This is a genomic window from Kitasatospora sp. NPDC051853 (assembly GCF_044452665.1).
Classification (GTDB): Bacteria; Actinomycetota; Actinomycetes; order Streptomycetales; family Streptomycetaceae; genus Kitasatospora.
The window spans coordinates 55,796-71,355 of the sequence record NZ_JBITBY010000012.1; the positions used below are offsets into that span (position 1 = coordinate 55,796).

Sequence of the window (15,560 nt, forward strand, 5' to 3'; positions counted from 1 at the left end):
GGGGGGGGGGGCGGGGTTGCTGGGGCCTCGCGGCGCCAGGGTTGTTTTTTCGGCGGGCTCCGCCGCTTTTAAAACCCCACCAACTCAATTTTGTTGGTTTGGGGTGGGGGGGGGGGGGGCCCGGGGCCCCCCCCACGGCCAGGACCCGAAGGTCACCGCTCCAGCTCTCGCAGCGGACACTGCCCGATCGGAAATCCAGCTCAAGCGCCACACGCCCTGTCGCCGGCTCCCACTCCTGCCGGACGTCGAGCACGACTTCGCCAAGGTGGGCTGCGAACGGGGTCTCGTCACGTACGGGTCGAACGTCGATCCGTCCCCAGTCGCCCATGTCGAACCCGTCATCCGGCCCGGAGGACTCGACCACGAGGCACCAGTCCGTTCCGCTGGCGATGTTGGTAGACCCACCGTGATCGTCGATCAGCCACACCTCAACCGGGCCGTCGGCAGGTCGCTCGCCGTACGTATGCCAGGACGCCAGCACCTCGACAAGCCGGCTGCCGACCAAGGACGAGGGGTCGATGCCGGGCCCGTGCAGCGGACAGGCCGGGTCCAGGAGCTCCATCCGAGAACCGTACCGCGCCTGCCCGCACCGACTCACCTGCTTGAACGGGGCAGCCCTCAGCTTCCTGTTCCTGGCACCGGGTCGGCCGCCGGGGGACGGGTGGTGGCGTCGATCAGTTGGTCGAACGTGCGGTTCAGCACCGCCCGCCGCTCGTCCTTGAAGCGCGGTGAAGGCTCGAGGCCGTCGATGGTCCGCTCCCAGACGGCCATGAACGTCCTCTTCCAGCCCTCGATCACCTCGGCTTCGGGCAGGTCGTCGCGGGCGTAGCCGGCCTGGGCGAGGACGTGCAGCAGCTCCAGGTTGCACGGCACGGCAACACCCCAGTACTCATCGGGTTCGATGGCGACCGGATCGTCGGCCATCGCCTCGGCGACCTCGCTGACGAGCCGGTCGACGACGATGGACAGGTGATCGAGTGCCGCGTCGCTCTCGAAGTTCCCGCTGCCCCAAGTACCCATGAGGTGCCCTCCCGATGGTGGTGCCGTGTCTTCGGGTCATCGAACCAGGCGAGGGTGACACCGCCGCCGGGCCGCTCCGCCCGCCGGTGGTCGTGGCCGTGTCGCAGGCGCCTGCTGTCAACGGCGGTATGACACCGGATGCAGAGGATCCTCACGGTCGGGGCGAGACGCTGTTCGCCGAAGCCTGCGCGGCTCTCGCCGCGGGCGCTGTTGGGCACGGACCTGCCACCGACCTGAGCTCGCGTCAGCCCGGTCGAGCGGTGCAGGGGGTGTCAGTGGTGGTCGTCATCCTGTCCGGCATGGACGACAGGACCTTCTGGGCACTCATGGACGAGCTGAGCCTCCGGCCGGGTGGCCGGGACGAGCGGTTGGAGTGGCTGCGCGGGACTTTGCGGCGCAGGCCGGCCGCGGAGGCGGTGGAGTTCCAGGCACGCCTGGAGTCGGCGTGCGCGGTGGTCGGCACGGCCGCGCTGTGGCGGGCGGTGCACCGGATCGAGGGGGGCTTGTGCTCCGACGACGGTTTCGACTACTTCGCGCTCTGGTTGGTGGCCCAAGGGCGAGGGACGTACGACGCGGTGCTCGCCGATCCGGATGCCCTCGCCGACGTCGCCGAGGTACGGGCCCTGGTGGGACGGGACCTGCGGGAGTGGCGTGACGACGAGTGGCCGGAGTGGGAGGAGCTCGACTACGTGGCCGGGGAGGTGTTCGACGAGCTGACGGGGCAGGAGGACGACTGCCAGGAGGCGTTCTACGAGGCCCTGAACGCCCTTCAGGAGACGTGGGCGGGGCCCGAAGAGGAGATCGACGACACCGTCGGAGCCACGGTGAGGGCCGGGACGCCTCGGCTCGACGCCCTCTTCCCCGTGGGGGTCGACTCCTGAAGGGCACCCGCAGCAAGCCGGGGCCGGAGTCCGGCCGGCTGCGGGTGGCGGGCCGTCAGGGAGTCAGGACCAGGCTGACGTTGTGGCCGCCGAAGCCGAAGGCGTTGGCCAGGGCGGCGGTCAGGACCCCCTCGCGGGGCTTGCCGGTCACGATGTCCAGGGGGATCTCGGGGTCCGGGTCGGTGAGGTTGGCGGTGGGCGGGGTGATGGCGTCGCGGAGCGAGAGCACCGTGGCCAGGGCACCCAACGCGCCTGCGGCGCCGAAGAGGTGACCGGTCATCGACTTCACGGCGGTGACGGCCGGGTGGGTGCCGACCGCGGTGGCGATCGAGCGGGCCTCGGTGAGGTCGCCGAGCTGGGTGGAGGTGGCGTGGGCCTGGACGAGCGCGATGTCGGCGGGCGTCAGCCCGGCCTCGGCGACCGCCCGGCGGATGGCCCTGGCCTGGCCGTCGGTGTGCCCGGCGGTGATGTGGTGGGCGTCGGAGGTGACGGCCGCCCCGGCCAGACGGGCGTGCCGCCGGGCGGAGCGGGCGGCCGCGAAGGAGGCCCGCTCCAGCACCACCACGGCGGCGCCCTCCCCGATCACGAAACCCTCCCGCCCGAGGTCGAACGGCCTTGAGGCTTCGGCGGGTTCGTCGTTGCGGGTGGAGTGCGCGCGGGCCTGGGCGAACCCGGCGAGGGGCAGCGGGTGGATGCAGGCCTCGGCCCCGCCGGCCACCACCACGTCCGCCCGGCCGAGACGGATCAGGTCCAGCCCGAGGGCGATGGCCTCGGCCCCGGAGGCACAGGCCGAGACGGGCGTGTGGGCTCCGGCCCGGGCGTTCAGCTCCAGACTCACCCAGGCGGCCGGGCCGTTGGCCATCAGCATCGGCACGGTGTGCGGCGACACCTTGCGGACACCGCTGTCCTGGAGGACGTTGTGCTGCCCGAGCAGGGTCAGCGCTCCGCCCGTCCCCGTCCCGATCACCACCGCCAACCGCTCCGGATCCACCTCCGGCGACCCGGCGTCGGCCCACGCCTCCCGCGCCGCGATCAGCGCCACCTGCTCGCACCGGTCCAACCGCCGGGCCTGCACCCGGTCCATCACGGTGGACGGCTCCACCGCCAGCCTCCCGGCGATCCGTACGGGGAAGCCCTCGGCCCACTCCTCCTCGATGGCGGTGATCCCCGACTGCCCGGCCAGCATCGCGGCCCAGGTGGTCGGCACGTCGCCGCCGAGTGGAGTGGTGGCGCCGAGGCCGGTGACGAGCACGTCTTCGAGGACGGTCATGGCGAGGCTCCTTCTGTAGGGGTGACACAGGCCGACGGGCGAGTTCTTCGCCGGCCGAACGCCACTCTGCCAAGCCGCAGTTCGTCCCTTGGTGTTCTTCCTTACCGCGTCCCGCCCTGACGGTTTGTAGGTTTCCGACGTTTGCCCGTGTCAGCCGCCGGACAGTCGCCCGGTCGGCTCAGAACGCGATGAGCGGCTCGTAGACCGTGCCCTCCGGCGTGAAGACCAGGGCGTAGTCCGCCCCCGCGCCGACGGCGACCTCGCGCAAGCGGGTCAGGGCCTCGGCCTCGGTCGGGAGGGTGAGGCCGAGCGCGGCGGCGGCCCGGTCCCGGCGCACCTCCAGGTCCGGCATGTCCTCCAGGTACTCGGCGGCCCGCTCGGCGCCCTCCTCGGCGGTGAGCGTGGGGCAGTCGCGCCACCACGGTGCGACGAGCAGCAGTTGCAGCAACTCCGGCAGCCCGATCGCGAGCAGGGCGGCCTGGCCCTCGGAGTCGGCGTAGAGCACCGGACGCTCCTCGCCGCCGTCACCGCAGAAGTAGTAGGTGCCCCCGGCACCGTCACCCGCGAAGCCCTCCAAGGCCGCCCCGGACGCCAGGTGCACCTCCTCGACGTGGTCACCGTGGTCGAGGTCCAGGTCGCCGGGCCAGGAGAGGAAGTCGGCGAGGTCGTCGTCCTGGCGGATGACGGAGATCAGTGATCGCATGCACGGCACTGTAGTGGCCCTCGCCGACAGCCGAACTGGCCTGTCCGGATGGGAGGATGACGCTCTGTCGGGGTTTCGCGACGGGCCGGTCGGCACCCGTTCACTCGTAGACGCGGGCCGCGCCGAGCTGCCACGCCACGGATGCCCAGTTCACGGGTTCGAGCGGTGGCGTGCCGGGGAACCTGGCGGGCCGGCCGAGGCTGTCCCCGAGCCAGGACTCCCAGGACTCCAGGAACCGAGCCGTCGATCCGCTCGCCCAGCCGCTGCTGTCACCGGCCCAGAGCCCTCGATCCACCCTGTCCCGCGTCCAGGCCCGCGCGCGGGCGTAGTCGGCCGCCAACGTTCGCAGCAGGACGCGCAGCTCGCCGGACGACGCGACCGGTGGCTCCTCCGCCAGGGGCGCGGGCTCGGCGTGCCCGGCCGACGGGGCGTCCACCGCGCGGAGCAACTGGTCGGCCAGGCCCGGCCAACCGGGCTCCGGGGCACGGTCGGGAAGGAGACCGGCCCAGCGCAACAGGAGGTCGTCGACCTCCGGGGCACCGGAGCCGAGGCCCTCGAACCGCGCGATGAGCCGCCGCAGCAGCACACGGAAGTCCTCGCCGGTCTCCACCTCGTTCGTCACGGCGTGAGGGTAGAGCGGCGAGGCGGGACCCGTCGACCGGATATCGGGCCACCTCCCCGGGACTCGGCGGCCCCGGGGACGTGGCCGGTCCTCCGCGGATCAGATCTCGATGCGCCGTTGCCACCAGGGGAGGTGGTGGGGAGCGAACGGGTCGTTGACGGTCCTGCGGACGACGCGGGCGTCGACGGGGGCCAGCGCGGCGCGCAGTTCACGTCGGGCCCGGAGACGCAGATTGCAGGCCGCCACTTCGAGCAGCGTGCGGATGTGCCCGGTGGGGACATCCGCGTAGCCGTAGTGCTGGTCTTCGGCGTTGCGGGGCCGGCCGGCCCGGAGTGCCCAGCGTCGGAAGGCGAGAGCGACGTCGCCCCGTGGTAGGCCCAGCCTGCGCTCGAATGTGACGATCTGTCGGTTCGCCGAGGCGGACAGCCCTGGTATGACGGTCCGCCTGGAGTGCTTCGTGTTCCGCAGCGGCAGCTGGGACCTGATCTCGCCCGGTGACCGGCGAGGCATGTGTACTTCCCGAGGACGTAGGTGTCGGTGGATTCTCGCACACCACTGAACTCGATCGAGTGCTGTCGGAGTCGGCCGCCCGGCGGCGGGTAGTGTGCGGCCGTGAATCTTGAGCACGTGCGCGGCCACTGGTTGACGTCGGTCGTCCTGCGCACCGATGTGGAGCCCAGCGAGGCTGTTGTCGTGCTGAGTTCGGGGGAGGGTACCGACGTGACCCTCCGCCTGGCCGGGATCGTGCACGCCAGAGCCGACATCAGCAGCCCGGACGCCGATTTCGTGGACCAGGTGGTCGTGCGGGAACTGCCCCGGTACGGCCCGTGGCCGGTCGAGGCCCACCACCTTCTCCAGCACCACAACAACTGCTCCGTGCTGCACTGGCTGACCATCACCGGCCCGAGCACGGTGGAGATCGTCGCCGAGGAGTTCAGCGTCGACCAGTAGTGCTTCGTCAGGCGTCCGGCCAGGCGAGGGGTGGTTCTCTGCGGGGGCTGTTGCCGTACTGCGCTATACCGCCGCGTCCGGACCGGCGAGGCGGACGACCACCGTGCCGGCCTGGCATTCGCCGAACTCCCAGGCGGCGAGGAGGAGATGGCCCCCGGCCGCCACGGCGTCGGTGGCAGCGGGCCAGGCGTCGGCGGCGCGGTAGCGGGCTCCGCGGGAGCGGGCGTCCTGCGGGGTGCGGCTGAGGTGCCGCAGTCGCTGTCGGAGGACGGGGTCGGGGACGGCGGCCAGGGCCTCCTGCCACGGTTCGGCGGCGGTCGACTCCCGTTCCTCCCCGGGAAGCGGAGCCCAGTCGGCCGGGGCGCCGGTGGTGAAGGTGGCCGCGCGCATCGCGTCCGTCAGCGTCCCGTCGGTGGCGACCCGCAGCACCACGCCCAGCCAGCCGTTGAGCGCGCCGACGGAGGCCAGGTCGACCCCGTGCCGGGCCAGCAGGACGGCCAGGTCGGTGCCGCGGACCAGCACCTCGCCGTCCTCCTCCGGCTCCACCCCGGCGGCCCGGACCGCCGCGGCGAAGTCGGCGTCGAACGGCCGGGGCCCCTTGTGGCCGTCCTCGCCCCAGGGGCCGGTGCCGTCCAGCAGCATCGGGTCGAAGCGGAACAGGCTCTCCGCCGGGAGGAACCGCCGGCCGGCCGCCCCGAGCACGTACTCGTCCTCCCCGTAAGGGAGTTCACGCGGTGCGGGATCGGCGAGCTGCTCCGCGCTGCACCAGGTGTTCGGGAACAGGTACTCGTCCAGCGAGTCGTCGGCGTGGAAGACCCCGTAGCGCGCGCCGGGATCCTCACCGCCTTCGTCGCCGAGCAGGAGGGCGAACGCCCCCGCCAACACCGCTTCGAAGGAGGCGGGGGCGGGGTGGTCGGCGGTCATGGGTGCGGGCTCCTCGCGGCCGGGCCGGTACGTACTCCGGGTACCTTACGGCCGGCGCCCGCCGCACCGAGGTGCATTCGGGCTCGTGCACGGTGGCCGACCGGCGGTCCGTCGTTCGGGAAGACCGTTCCGCGCCCGCCCTCACCGACTCACCTGCTTGAACGCGCCGACCTCCCCAGTCGTGCAGGACCGCCTGCCTGTCAGTACTCGCACGCTCGCAACGCTTTGGACATCACTCGCAAGGTCGGAGATGATCACTCGTCACCAAAGCTGCTTCTCCAGGGAAATCCATCGTGCTCATAGAACGACGTGCTCGTCTCGGCGCTGCCGCACTGCTGGTCGCCGGTGCCGCGGTCCTCAGCGGCTGCGCCGCCCCAGGCCAGGGCGCAACCACCTCCGACGGCGCCCCCGCGGCCACCGTCGCCACGTCCGCGCCGGCCGTGGCGTCGCCCTCGCCGTCCGCCACGGAGGCGTTCGACGTCGCCGAGGTGCTCAAGGCCGCCGGAACGGCCCCGTACTCGGCCCAGGTGGAGATATCGGCCACGATGGACAACCAGGTCGCGCAGACGATGACCGGCCGACTGAACTTCAACTCCCCCGACAAGGGCATGCTGCGGGTCCGCTCGGGTGACGTGGTTCCGCAGGACCGGGCCGTCGACATGGAGGTCGTCCGGGTCGGAGGCACGACCTACACCCGCGACCTCTCCAAGAACGGCGACCGCACGTGGCAGCAGACGGCAGTCGGCGGCAGCTCCACTGCCGGTGACTACGCGCTGTTCGCCCAGCTCCTCCTCCAGGGCGGTCCGGGCGCACGCAAGGGCATCGAGCAGCAGGGCGGTGTGCCCGCACACCACCTGTCGGGACGGCTGACGACCGATCAGGTCGGCACCGTCGACCAGGAGACGTACAAGACACTGCTCGCCATGAACAGCAAGCAGATGACGTACGACGTGTGGGTCGACGCCAAGGGCCACGTGATCCGTTTCGAGCAGAGCTTCACCGCTGCTCCCTCCATGAAGAAGGCCCGCAACATCGTGGTCCTGAGCGACTTCGGGCCCACCGTCCCCGTCCGGGCCCCGAAGTGACGCCACCGCGCCGACGGCCCGGCTCAGCGGGACGGGGTGCGGACCCGCTCTCGGACACCAGCGGAGCCGCCACGGTCGGCGCCTCGAACGGATCGGTACTCGTCCGACTCAGCGCCAGCCACCGTGCCGCGGTTCCGGGTACTCGCCGAACAGCGGGCCGTAGACATCCCCGTCGTCGGTTGCCACGACGTAGTCAGTCCTGGCCGCAGCCTTGTGCAGGCGGGTGACCAGGTCGGGGGCAGGTAGGACACGCAGTGACAGAGCCGCAGCCACCCGAGCGCGCTCTTCGGCGACCTCCGGGTTGTCCCTGGTCAGATACCCCTCAAGCTGCTGGGCGGACGCCAGCATGACCTCCGGGTCGCCGGCCCCGGAGAAGCTCAGGCAGTCCCGCCACTGCAGCCCGACGATGATCTCCAGCGCGTCCGCCAGGTCGTCGGCGATCAGACCGCCCTCCCCTTCGGAGCTCGCGAACACCACCGCTCGGCGACCGCCTTCCTCAGGGCAAAGGAAGTACGCCCCGCCGGTGAAATCCCCTGCGATCGGCTCCAACGGCGCGCCCGAGGCAAGCCTCAGGCCGACACCGCACCCCTTCCGCTCGACGTCGAACTCGAAGGACGCCCGCAGCAGCCCGTAGATGTCCGGCCTGCTCTCGATGAGGTCGAGCAGATGATCGCTTGAGTCCATGGCAACGACGATAGCCAGGGCCGCTGACGTCCGCCGAAGTCCGCCGCCCGGCCCCGGCCCCGGCCCCGGCGAAGCACTCGCGGCCGCGTAGGAGAGCCAGGCAGTACGGCGGCGCCGACCTGCGCGCTGCCCGTCTGGTGCGCTTCCTGCTGGCGATCTGAGGCCGCGTCAGCCGCGGCGGGCGACAACACCCTCCGCCCGGTGGTTGACCGGGCGGACCGGGCCGTGCTCGGCGGCGATCCGGGCCCGGTCCGCCCCGCTGGCACGTCCCGCCGGCTCACGCCCTTGCACAGCACGCACTCGATGCCACGAAGCGCGGCACGGTCATCCACGGGCGGCCGGCCAGGAGCCCTCTGCCGCCTCAGTCCCCCAACTGCCATGCCCCAGACCCGAACTCGTTCTGAATGATCAGTCGCCCCTGGCTCCGGCCATGGCCCGGGCCTTGAAACCAGTACCGACATCCGCAGCCTGGAAAGTAGAGTCCGGCGCCATGATGGCAGCCACTCCCGCATCGCCCGTCCCGGTCGCACCGACCGGTCTGACCCCGAGGGCCCGGAGGTTCGTCGAGACGGAGGGCGTGCAGGTCTCCCGACGGGACCTCGAGCGGTACCGCGACGCCTGGACCGAGCACGGCGTTCCGACTGCGGAGATCAATCGCGCGGTGGCCTACGAGGCGCGATGGGGCGGCCTCGCGCTGCCCCCGGCACCGTTCTACGAGAGCGGGCCCCGCGTCCTGGGCGCGGACGTTCCGGAAGGCTCGGCCGCCGAGGGCTGGTGGATCCCGGCCGGAGACTTCCACTGCTCCACGGCCTACGGATTCCTGCTCGGCCCCGACGGCGAGTTCGGCATCCACGGCTACCGCTGGACGCCGCTGCATGCCAGCACCGAAGGCTGGGTGGAGTCGCTGGCACTGGCCGCCCACGCGCGCCGCTGGGCCAGGACCGTCACCCGGATCACCGGAAAGGCCGTCGACTCCCTTGACCTCAAGGGCTACGCACCGGTGCCCGAAGTGCAGGGCCTGACCGACTCCTGGTGGCGGGGCAAGGACTCACTCATCGCCCTCTACCGGGGCGAAGCCGTCAGCCTGGACGCCCCACAGTGCCTCGAGGCTCACGTCTACCACGGCCTTGTGGGCTCGATCCGCTTTGACGGACAGCTCTGATCAGGGGCCTTGGGCCTCGGGGTCGGAGGTGAGCAGGCGTAGGTAGGCGCGCGGGGGTCCGGCTGGTTCACGGGGTGGGGCCGCCCGGGTGGTCTCCGGTGGTGGCGGTGCCGTTGAAGTCGCCACCGATGGCGATGGAGCGGTCGCCGGAGGCGGTCACCGATCCCGGGGGCGGAGGCGGGGCGGGGGTGGCTGGAGCGGCCGGGGCGGGCGGGGCCGGCGGTGGGGGTGTGGTGTGGTCGCCGGTGGAGAGGACGGCCCCCGTGACGGAGCCGCCCACCGCGATCGCGCGGGTGCCCGAGGCGGTGACCGAGGGGGTGGTGGGGCGGGTGGGGGAGGCGAAGTTCTGGCCCCAGAGGACGGCCAGTGCGGCCAGGGCCGCGCCGACCGCGGTGGCCACCGCCCAGCGGGCGGCCACGTCCTTGATCAGGGGCGGCAGCACCCACACGCCGCAGACCACCGCCGGAACGGCGAACGCCACCAGGACCACCCCGGCCGCCACGAACCAACGCCACGAACGTCCCAACTCTGGCCTCCCCGACCGCGGAACCGACGGTTCGAGGGTACTCAGGACGGGGGACGCGGGGGACGGGCTCCGTCTGTTCAGGGAGAACGAACCTCGGTGTCAGGGCGGCGCCGACCGGGCTTCATCCGGCGGCGGGATAAAAGGGGCCGCCCGTGCCGTGTGTCGTGAACCGTAGGAGGCTGGCCGTGCCGTTGTCGCTGTCGCGTTACCGGGGCCGCGTGGTCGTGGTGAAGTTCGGTGGGAACGCCATGGTGGACGAGGAGTTGAAGGCGGCGTTCGCGCAGGACGTGGTGTTCCTGCGGGAGGCCGGGCTCTGCCCGGTGGTGGTGCACGGGGGCGGGCCGCAGATCAGCTCGCAGTTGGAGAGGCTGGGGCTGGAGTCGAGCTTCACGGCCGGTCTGCGGGTGACCACGCCGGAGACCATGGACGTGGTCCGGATGGTGCTGGCCGGTCAGGTGCAGCGGGAGCTGGTCGGGCTGCTGAACGAGTACGGGCCGTTCGCGGTCGGGCTGACCGGCGAGGACGCGCACACCATGACGGCGGTGAAGCGGTACGCGGTGGTGGGCGGGGAGCAGGTGGACATCGGACTGGTGGGCGACGTCATGGCGGTCGACCCGGCCCTGCTCTGCGCGCTGGTCGGGGACGGCCGGATCCCGGTGGTCTCCTCGATCGCCCGGGGCCTGGACGGGCAGGTCTACAACGTCAACGCGGACACCGCCGCGGCGGCGGTGGCGGTGGCGCTGGGGGCGGAGCTGCTGGTGGTGCTCACGGACGTGGCGGGGCTGTACGCGGACTGGCCGGACCCCTCCACGGTGATCGACCGGCTGACCGCAGGCCAGCTCGCCGAGCTGATGCCGCGGTTGAGCTCCGGGATGCTGCCCAAGACGGAGGCGTGCCTGGACGCCGTCCGCTCCGGTGTCCCGGCTGCCCGGATCATGGACGGTCGGGTGCCGCACAGCCTCCTCGACGCCTTCGCACCGGACTGCGGCGGCACCCTGGTCCTGCCCGAGCCCGTCGCCGTTCCCGTGCCGGTCTGATGTCACGTCACATGTTCGACAGATCAAGGGTGTTGAGAGGAGACGTGGGCTGACTGAACGGATCGCCCGGGTGCCAGATGGGCGTTCGTGAGGGTCTACTTGGGGGAGTGTGATTCCGCTTCGGTGGCTGGGGCCGCCTCTGACCTGCACGTTCTTCCTTCCGCAGCAGCTGCCTGACGGCTCGTCACTCTCGGCGGTCCCGCCCTACGCTCCCGGCGTTCGGGGGATCGAGGTGCGGGACCTGCCGAAGGGGCACGAGCGATGACGACGTACAGCAGATCACTGGCTGAGCTGTTCGCGGAGCAGGTGCGCACACATCCGCGGCGGACGGCGGTGGAGGGCCCGGATGCCCGGTACACGTACGCCGAACTCGGGGTGCTGGCCGAGCGGTTCGCCCGTGGGCTGGCCGCGGCCGGGATCGGGCCGGGTGCGGTGGTCGGGGTGGTGGGGCAGCGCGGACCGGAGGCCTGTGCGGCGCTGCTCGGGGTGGCGTACGCCGGGGCGACCTACCTGCCGGTGGACGCCGGGCTGCCGGCCGAGCGGGTGCACGGGATGGTGGCCGACGCCGGGGCGGTGGCGGTGGTCCGGCTGCCGGGGGCCGGACGGCTGGCCGGGGCGGCGGTGCCGGTGCTGCGGTACCAGGAGGTGCTGACGGCCGGTCAGGAGTCCGAAGGAGGAGAGGCGTTCGAGCTGCCGAGGGGGCAGGGGGCCGCGGCGTACGTGATGTTCACCTCCGGGACCACCGGGCGGCCGAAGGCCGTGGCGGTGCCGCAGCGCGGGGTGGCCCGGCTGGCGGTGGCGAACGGGTTCTTCGAGCCGGGCCCCGGCGACCGGGTGCTGCACGCGGCGACGCTCTCCTTCGACGCCTCGGTGCTGGAGTTCTGGCCGACCCTGCTCAACGGCGCCTGCCTGGTGCCGGTCGCCTCCGAAGTGCTGCTCTCCGCCGCGGAGTTGCAGCGGGTGGTGCGTGAGCGCGGGATCACCGCACTGTTCCTCACCACCAGCATCTTCCACCGGATCGCCCAGGACCGGCCGGAGACCTTCGCGGGGCTGCGCTACGTGCTGACCGGTGGCGAGGCGCTGCGCGCCGACGCCGCCCGGCGGGTGCTCGAACTCGGCCGTCCGCAGCACCTGGTGAACGCCTACGGCCCCACCGAGGCGGCCTGCGTGGCCACGGCCCAGCTGGTCACCGAGGTGCCGGACGGCGCGAGCGGCGTGCCGATCGGGCGGCCGATCGCCGACACCGTCTGCCACGTGCTGCGCGAGGACGGCAGCCCGGCCGCCGACGGCGAGGAGGGCGAGCTCCACATCGGCGGCGGGGGCATCGCCACTGGCTACCTGAACGACCCGCAGGAGAGCGCCCGCCGCTTCCTCACCGTCGGGGGAGCGGACGGGAAGGGCGCCGAACGGCTGTACCGCAGCGGGGACTTCGTGGTGCGGCGGGCCGACGGGACGCTGGAGTACCGGGGGCGCCGTGACGACCAGGTCAAGGTGCGCGGCTTCCGGATCGAGCCCGAGGAGGTCCGCCGGGCGCTGACCGCCCACCCGGACGTCACGGACGCGGTGCTCGTCGCGGTCGAGGACGGCACCACCCGCAGCCTCGCCGCCTACGCGGCGGTGCGGGCCGGAGCGGCCGTCACCCGGGCCGGGCTGCGGGCGCACCTGGCCGAGCGGCTGCCCGCCTTCATGCTTCCCGCCACCCTCACCGTGCTGGACCGGCTGCCGCTGGCCCCCAACGGGAAGGTGGACCGCTCGGCCCTGCCCGCCCCGGCGGCGGAGGCCGAACGGGCGCGGACGGACGGGGAGTCGGTGGCCGAGACGGTCGCCCGGGTCTGGGCCGTGCTGCTGCCCGGTGCGCGGGCCGCCGACGGCGGGGAGGAGGAGACGGACTTCTTCGCGGCCGGCGGGAGTTCGCTGCTGGCCGTGCAGTTGGTGGCCCGGGTGCAGCAGGAACTGGGCATCGACGACCGGCACAACTTCCGGCTGGTGACCGAACTGCTGGCGGAGCCGCTGCCGAGCGCGTTCACGGCCGCGGTCGAGAAGGTGGCCACGGAGACGTCGGCGACGGGAGGGCCGGGGGTCGAAGGGACGGTGCAGAAGGAGGGAGACCGCTGGCGGCCGGACCTGGCGTGGGAGCGGCCGACGGTCATCGCCGGCTCTCCGCACCCCGTCTGGCGCAGACCGCAGCACGTGCTGCTCACCGGCGCCAGCGGCTTCTTCGGCGCCTACCTGCTGCGCGAACTGCTCGACCGCACCGAGGCCCAGGTGCACGTGCTGGTCCGGGCCCGCGACACCGACCACGCCCACCGGCGCCTGGCCGAGGCCCAGCTCCGCTACGGCATCGGCCGCCCGCTGCCCGCCGACCGGGTCCGCCCGCTGCCCGCCGACCGGGTCCGCCCGCTGCCCGCCGACCGGGTCCGCCCGGTGCTCGGCGACCTGACGCTGCCCCGGCTGGGCCTGAGCGCCCTGGAGTGGGACTACCAGGCCGACGGCGCCGACCTGGTCGTCCACTGCGGTGCCGAGGTCAACTTCCTCTACCCGTACGAGAAGCTGCGCGCCGCCAACGTGTACGGCACCCGGGAGGTCGTCCGGCTGGCGTCCCGGCGGGCCGTGCCGCTGCACCACGTGTCGACCGTCGCGGTGGTGCACGGGATGGGCGCGGCCGGCCTGCGGGAGGTCACCGAGACCACCCCGCTCTCCCACGTGGAGCTGCTCTCCATGGGCTACACCGAGTCCAAGTGGGTGGCCGAGGAGCTGGTGCGGGGAGCGGGCCGGGCCGGGCTGCCGGTGGCGGTGCACCGCCCGTACGAGATCTCCGGGGACACCACCTCGTACACCTGGAACAGCGCGGCCGCGCTCTGCGAGTTCTTCCGGGTGATCGCCGAGCTGGGGCTCGCGCCCGAGCTGGACCTGCCGCTCAACCTGGTGCCGGTCGACTTCGCGGCCGGGGCGCTGGTGCACCTGGCGACCCGTCACCCCGCCGAGGGACAGACCTACCACCTGACCAACCCGCGGGAGGCGATGCTCGCCGACTTCGTCGAGCGGCTGCGGGCACACGGCCACGCCGTCCGCACCATCGGCTACCACGGCTGGGTGGACGCCCTGCTGGACCACCTGGCGGACCGCCCGGACCACCCGTTCGCGCCGTTCGCCCCGCTGTTCACCACCGAGGCCTCTGGCAGCGGCGGGGTGACGGTGGAGGAGCTGGCCACCGCTCGGTACTCACCCCGGCTCGACCGGGCCCGGATCGAACGGGACCTGGTCGGCAGCGGGCTGAGCTGCCCGCCGGTGGACGCCGCGCTGCTGGACGCCTACATCGGCTACTTCCACGCCTCCGGGTTCATCCCCGACCCGGCCGACCCGGCCCGCCGGGCCGCGGCCGCGAGCGCGGGGAGCCGGGTCGCCGAGGGGGCCGTCCGTGTCTGAGCTCCTCGAGGCGGGGCCCGCCACCGACCTGTCGGACCCGAGGGCCTTCCTACCGGACCCGCCCCACGCGCTCTGGCGCGAGCAGCGCCGCAGCGGGACGCTGCACCGTCAGGAGCGCGACGGCGCACCGCCGTTCCTCTCGGTCACCCGCTACCGGGACGTCGACACCGTGCTGCGGGACGCGACGGGCTTCAGCTCCGAGTGGGGCATGACCCTGGACACCTCGCTCGGCGAACGGGACCCGGCGGCCGGGCGGATGATCGAGCTCACCGACCCGCCGCGCCACCAGCGGCTGCGCCGCCTGGTCAGCAGCGGGCTGAACCGCTCGGCCGCCCGCACCGTGGACGGGCTGCTCCGGGACCGGGTCGAGGGCTGGGTGGAGCGGGCCGTCCGGGACGGGGAGACCGACTTCGTCGGGGCCGTCGCCGCCCGGGTGCCGTCCGCCGCGGCCGGGATGCTGCTCGGCCTCCCGGAAGGGGAGTGGGCGACCCTGGCCGACCGGGCGAGCCGGGCGGTCTGCGGCTCGCTCGGCGAACACGACCCCGGGGTGGGCGACCTGACGGTGCGGCGGCGCTCCACCGCCACCGCCAACGGGCAGCTGCTGATGCACCTGGCCGGACTGCTGGACCACAGCGAGCTGGCCGAGGACGGGCTGGTCCGGCGGCTGCTGGACGCCGAACTGGACGGGGACCGGCTGACCCGGGAGGAGGTGCTGCTGAACTGCCTCAACCTGGCGATCGGCAGCAACGAGACCACCAAGAACACCCTCGCCGCCGGGGTGGCCGCCTTCGCCGCCCACCCCGGGCAGTGGCAGTGGCTGCGCCGCCACCCCGAGCACCTGGAACGGGCGATCGAGGAGGTGCTGCGGTGGACCACGCCGCCGCTGCACCTGACCCGCACGGTGCTGCGGCCCGTCCGGCTGGCCGGCACCGCGCTGGAGCCCGGCGAGCTGCTCTGCCTCTGGATCCCCTCCGCCAACCGCGACGAGGAGGTCTTCGACGACCCGGACTCCTTCCGGGTGGACCGGGCGGTCAACCCGCACCTGGCCTTCACCAGCGGCAAGCACTTCTGCATGGGCTCGGCGCTGGCCCGCAGTCAGCTGCGGCTGGTCTTCGAGGCCCTGCTGGCCCGGGTGGAGTCGATCGCCGTGACCGGGACGCCCGCCCGCCGGGCGTCGAACTTCGTGGCCGCCTACGACACCCTGCCGGTGGCCCTCACGGCGGTGTAGGCGCGGACGGGTTCACGAGGTCCGCACAAGCTCTTCAAAGG

Annotated in this window: 16 protein-coding genes; 7 read left to right on the top strand and 9 right to left on the bottom strand. The window is 72.9% G+C overall.

What is annotated here, in order from left to right; translation table 11 throughout:
• Together ACIA8O_RS30685 and ACIA8O_RS30690 are read right to left on the bottom strand one after the other, a co-directional pair.
• Positions 1-562, bottom strand: a 562-nt coding sequence (locus tag ACIA8O_RS30685; RefSeq protein ID WP_396297244.1) for a hypothetical protein, incomplete at its 3' end; no start/stop codon positions are given.
• Positions 563-618: 56 nt separating this feature from the next.
• Positions 619-1,020: a DUF4259 domain-containing protein gene (locus ACIA8O_RS30690; protein ID WP_396297245.1), complete on the bottom strand. Its 402-nt coding sequence runs from the start codon at positions 1,018-1,020 to the stop codon at positions 619-621.
• 299 nt (positions 1,021-1,319) lie between these two features.
• Between ACIA8O_RS30690 and ACIA8O_RS30695 the strand changes: the two genes are divergently transcribed.
• Positions 1,320-1,901: a DUF4240 domain-containing protein gene (locus ACIA8O_RS30695; RefSeq protein ID WP_396297246.1), complete on the top strand. Its 582-nt coding sequence runs from the start codon at positions 1,320-1,322 to the stop codon at positions 1,899-1,901.
• Positions 1,902-1,956: 55 nt separating this feature from the next.
• On the opposite strand, the gene ACIA8O_RS30700 is transcribed toward ACIA8O_RS30695, so the two are convergent.
• The 4 genes from ACIA8O_RS30700 to ACIA8O_RS30715 all read right to left on the bottom strand — a co-directional run bounded on the left by ACIA8O_RS30700 (position 1,957) and on the right by ACIA8O_RS30715 (position 4,742).
• On the bottom strand, positions 1,957-3,171 hold the full coding sequence (locus ACIA8O_RS30700) for a beta-ketoacyl-[acyl-carrier-protein] synthase family protein (protein WP_396297247.1): 1,215 nt from the start codon (positions 3,169-3,171) through the stop codon (positions 1,957-1,959).
• A 178-nt stretch (positions 3,172-3,349) separates the two neighbouring features.
• Entirely contained in the window at positions 3,350-3,874 is a 525-nt protein-coding gene (locus tag ACIA8O_RS30705) for a hypothetical protein (protein WP_396297248.1), read from the bottom strand.
• Between the two features lie 100 nt (positions 3,875-3,974).
• Positions 3,975-4,496 (bottom strand): hypothetical protein, encoded by a 522-nt coding sequence (locus ACIA8O_RS30710; protein ID WP_396297249.1) that lies wholly within the window; start codon positions 4,494-4,496, stop codon positions 3,975-3,977.
• A gap of 99 nt (positions 4,497-4,595) precedes the next feature.
• The gene (locus ACIA8O_RS30715; protein ID WP_396297250.1) at positions 4,596-4,742 is read right to left on the bottom strand and encodes a hypothetical protein; all 147 of its coding nucleotides are present in this window, start codon (positions 4,740-4,742) and stop codon (positions 4,596-4,598) included.
• 366 nt (positions 4,743-5,108) lie between these two features.
• Here ACIA8O_RS30715 and ACIA8O_RS30720 point away from each other — a divergent pair, with 366 nt between their 5' ends.
• On the top strand, positions 5,109-5,447 hold the full coding sequence (locus ACIA8O_RS30720; protein WP_396297251.1) for a hypothetical protein: 339 nt from the start codon (positions 5,109-5,111) through the stop codon (positions 5,445-5,447).
• 63 nt (positions 5,448-5,510) lie between these two features.
• Here the strand turns inward: ACIA8O_RS30720 and ACIA8O_RS30725 are convergent, their stop codons facing one another.
• Positions 5,511-6,371 (bottom strand): hypothetical protein, encoded by an 861-nt coding sequence (locus ACIA8O_RS30725; protein WP_396297252.1) that lies wholly within the window; start codon positions 6,369-6,371, stop codon positions 5,511-5,513.
• A 293-nt stretch (positions 6,372-6,664) separates the two neighbouring features.
• On the opposite strand from ACIA8O_RS30725, the gene ACIA8O_RS30730 reads away from it, so the two are divergent.
• Positions 6,665-7,456: a hypothetical protein gene (locus ACIA8O_RS30730; RefSeq protein WP_396297253.1), complete on the top strand. Its 792-nt coding sequence runs from the start codon at positions 6,665-6,667 to the stop codon at positions 7,454-7,456.
• Between the two features lie 108 nt (positions 7,457-7,564).
• Here the strand turns inward: ACIA8O_RS30730 and ACIA8O_RS30735 are convergent, their stop codons facing one another.
• Positions 7,565-8,140, bottom strand: coding sequence for a hypothetical protein (locus ACIA8O_RS30735; protein ID WP_396297254.1), 576 nt, complete (start codon positions 8,138-8,140; stop codon positions 7,565-7,567).
• 493 nt (positions 8,141-8,633) lie between these two features.
• Here ACIA8O_RS30735 and ACIA8O_RS30740 point away from each other — a divergent pair, with 493 nt between their 5' ends.
• Complete coding sequence (locus ACIA8O_RS30740; RefSeq protein ID WP_396297432.1) at positions 8,634-9,302, top strand: hypothetical protein; 669 nt, start codon at positions 8,634-8,636, stop codon at positions 9,300-9,302.
• Positions 9,303-9,369: 67 nt separating this feature from the next.
• Here ACIA8O_RS30740 and ACIA8O_RS30745 read toward each other — a convergent pair whose 3' ends face one another.
• On the bottom strand, positions 9,370-9,828 hold the full coding sequence (locus ACIA8O_RS30745; protein WP_396297255.1) for a hypothetical protein: 459 nt from the start codon (positions 9,826-9,828) through the stop codon (positions 9,370-9,372).
• A gap of 185 nt (positions 9,829-10,013) precedes the next feature.
• On the opposite strand from ACIA8O_RS30745, the gene argB reads away from it, so the two are divergent.
• From argB to ACIA8O_RS30760, 3 genes are all read left to right on the top strand, one after another.
• Positions 10,014-10,865: an acetylglutamate kinase gene (argB, locus tag ACIA8O_RS30750; protein WP_396297256.1), complete on the top strand. Its 852-nt coding sequence runs from the start codon at positions 10,014-10,016 to the stop codon at positions 10,863-10,865.
• Positions 10,866-11,126: 261 nt separating this feature from the next.
• On the top strand, positions 11,127-14,291 hold the full coding sequence (locus tag ACIA8O_RS30755; RefSeq protein ID WP_396297257.1) for an amino acid adenylation domain-containing protein: 3,165 nt from the start codon (positions 11,127-11,129) through the stop codon (positions 14,289-14,291).
• On the top strand, positions 14,284-15,519 hold the full coding sequence (locus tag ACIA8O_RS30760) for a cytochrome P450 (RefSeq protein ID WP_396297258.1): 1,236 nt from the start codon (positions 14,284-14,286) through the stop codon (positions 15,517-15,519). Before ACIA8O_RS30755 ends, ACIA8O_RS30760 begins: the two co-directional genes overlap by 8 nt.
• The last annotated feature ends 41 nt before the right edge of the window (positions 15,520-15,560 follow it).

Excerpts from the sequence above, each read along its gene's own strand:
- ACIA8O_RS30725 (WP_396297252.1), bottom strand. The coding sequence starts at position 6,371 with ATGACCGCCGACCACCCCGCCCCCGCCTCCTTCGAAGCGGTGTTGGCG.
- ACIA8O_RS30740 (WP_396297432.1), top strand. The coding sequence starts at position 8,634 with ATGGCAGCCACTCCCGCATCGCCCGTCCCGGTCGCACCGACCGGTCTG.
- ACIA8O_RS30705 (WP_396297248.1), bottom strand. The coding sequence starts at position 3,874 with ATGCGATCACTGATCTCCGTCATCCGCCAGGACGACGACCTCGCCGAC.
- ACIA8O_RS30700 (WP_396297247.1), bottom strand. The coding sequence starts at position 3,171 with ATGACCGTCCTCGAAGACGTGCTCGTCACCGGCCTCGGCGCCACCACT.
- ACIA8O_RS30735 (WP_396297254.1), bottom strand. The coding sequence starts at position 8,140 with ATGGACTCAAGCGATCATCTGCTCGACCTCATCGAGAGCAGGCCGGAC.
- ACIA8O_RS30755 (WP_396297257.1), top strand. The coding sequence starts at position 11,127 with ATGACGACGTACAGCAGATCACTGGCTGAGCTGTTCGCGGAGCAGGTG.
- ACIA8O_RS30695 (WP_396297246.1), top strand. The coding sequence starts at position 1,320 with ATGGACGACAGGACCTTCTGGGCACTCATGGACGAGCTGAGCCTCCGG.
- ACIA8O_RS30690 (WP_396297245.1), bottom strand. The coding sequence starts at position 1,020 with ATGGGTACTTGGGGCAGCGGGAACTTCGAGAGCGACGCGGCACTCGAT.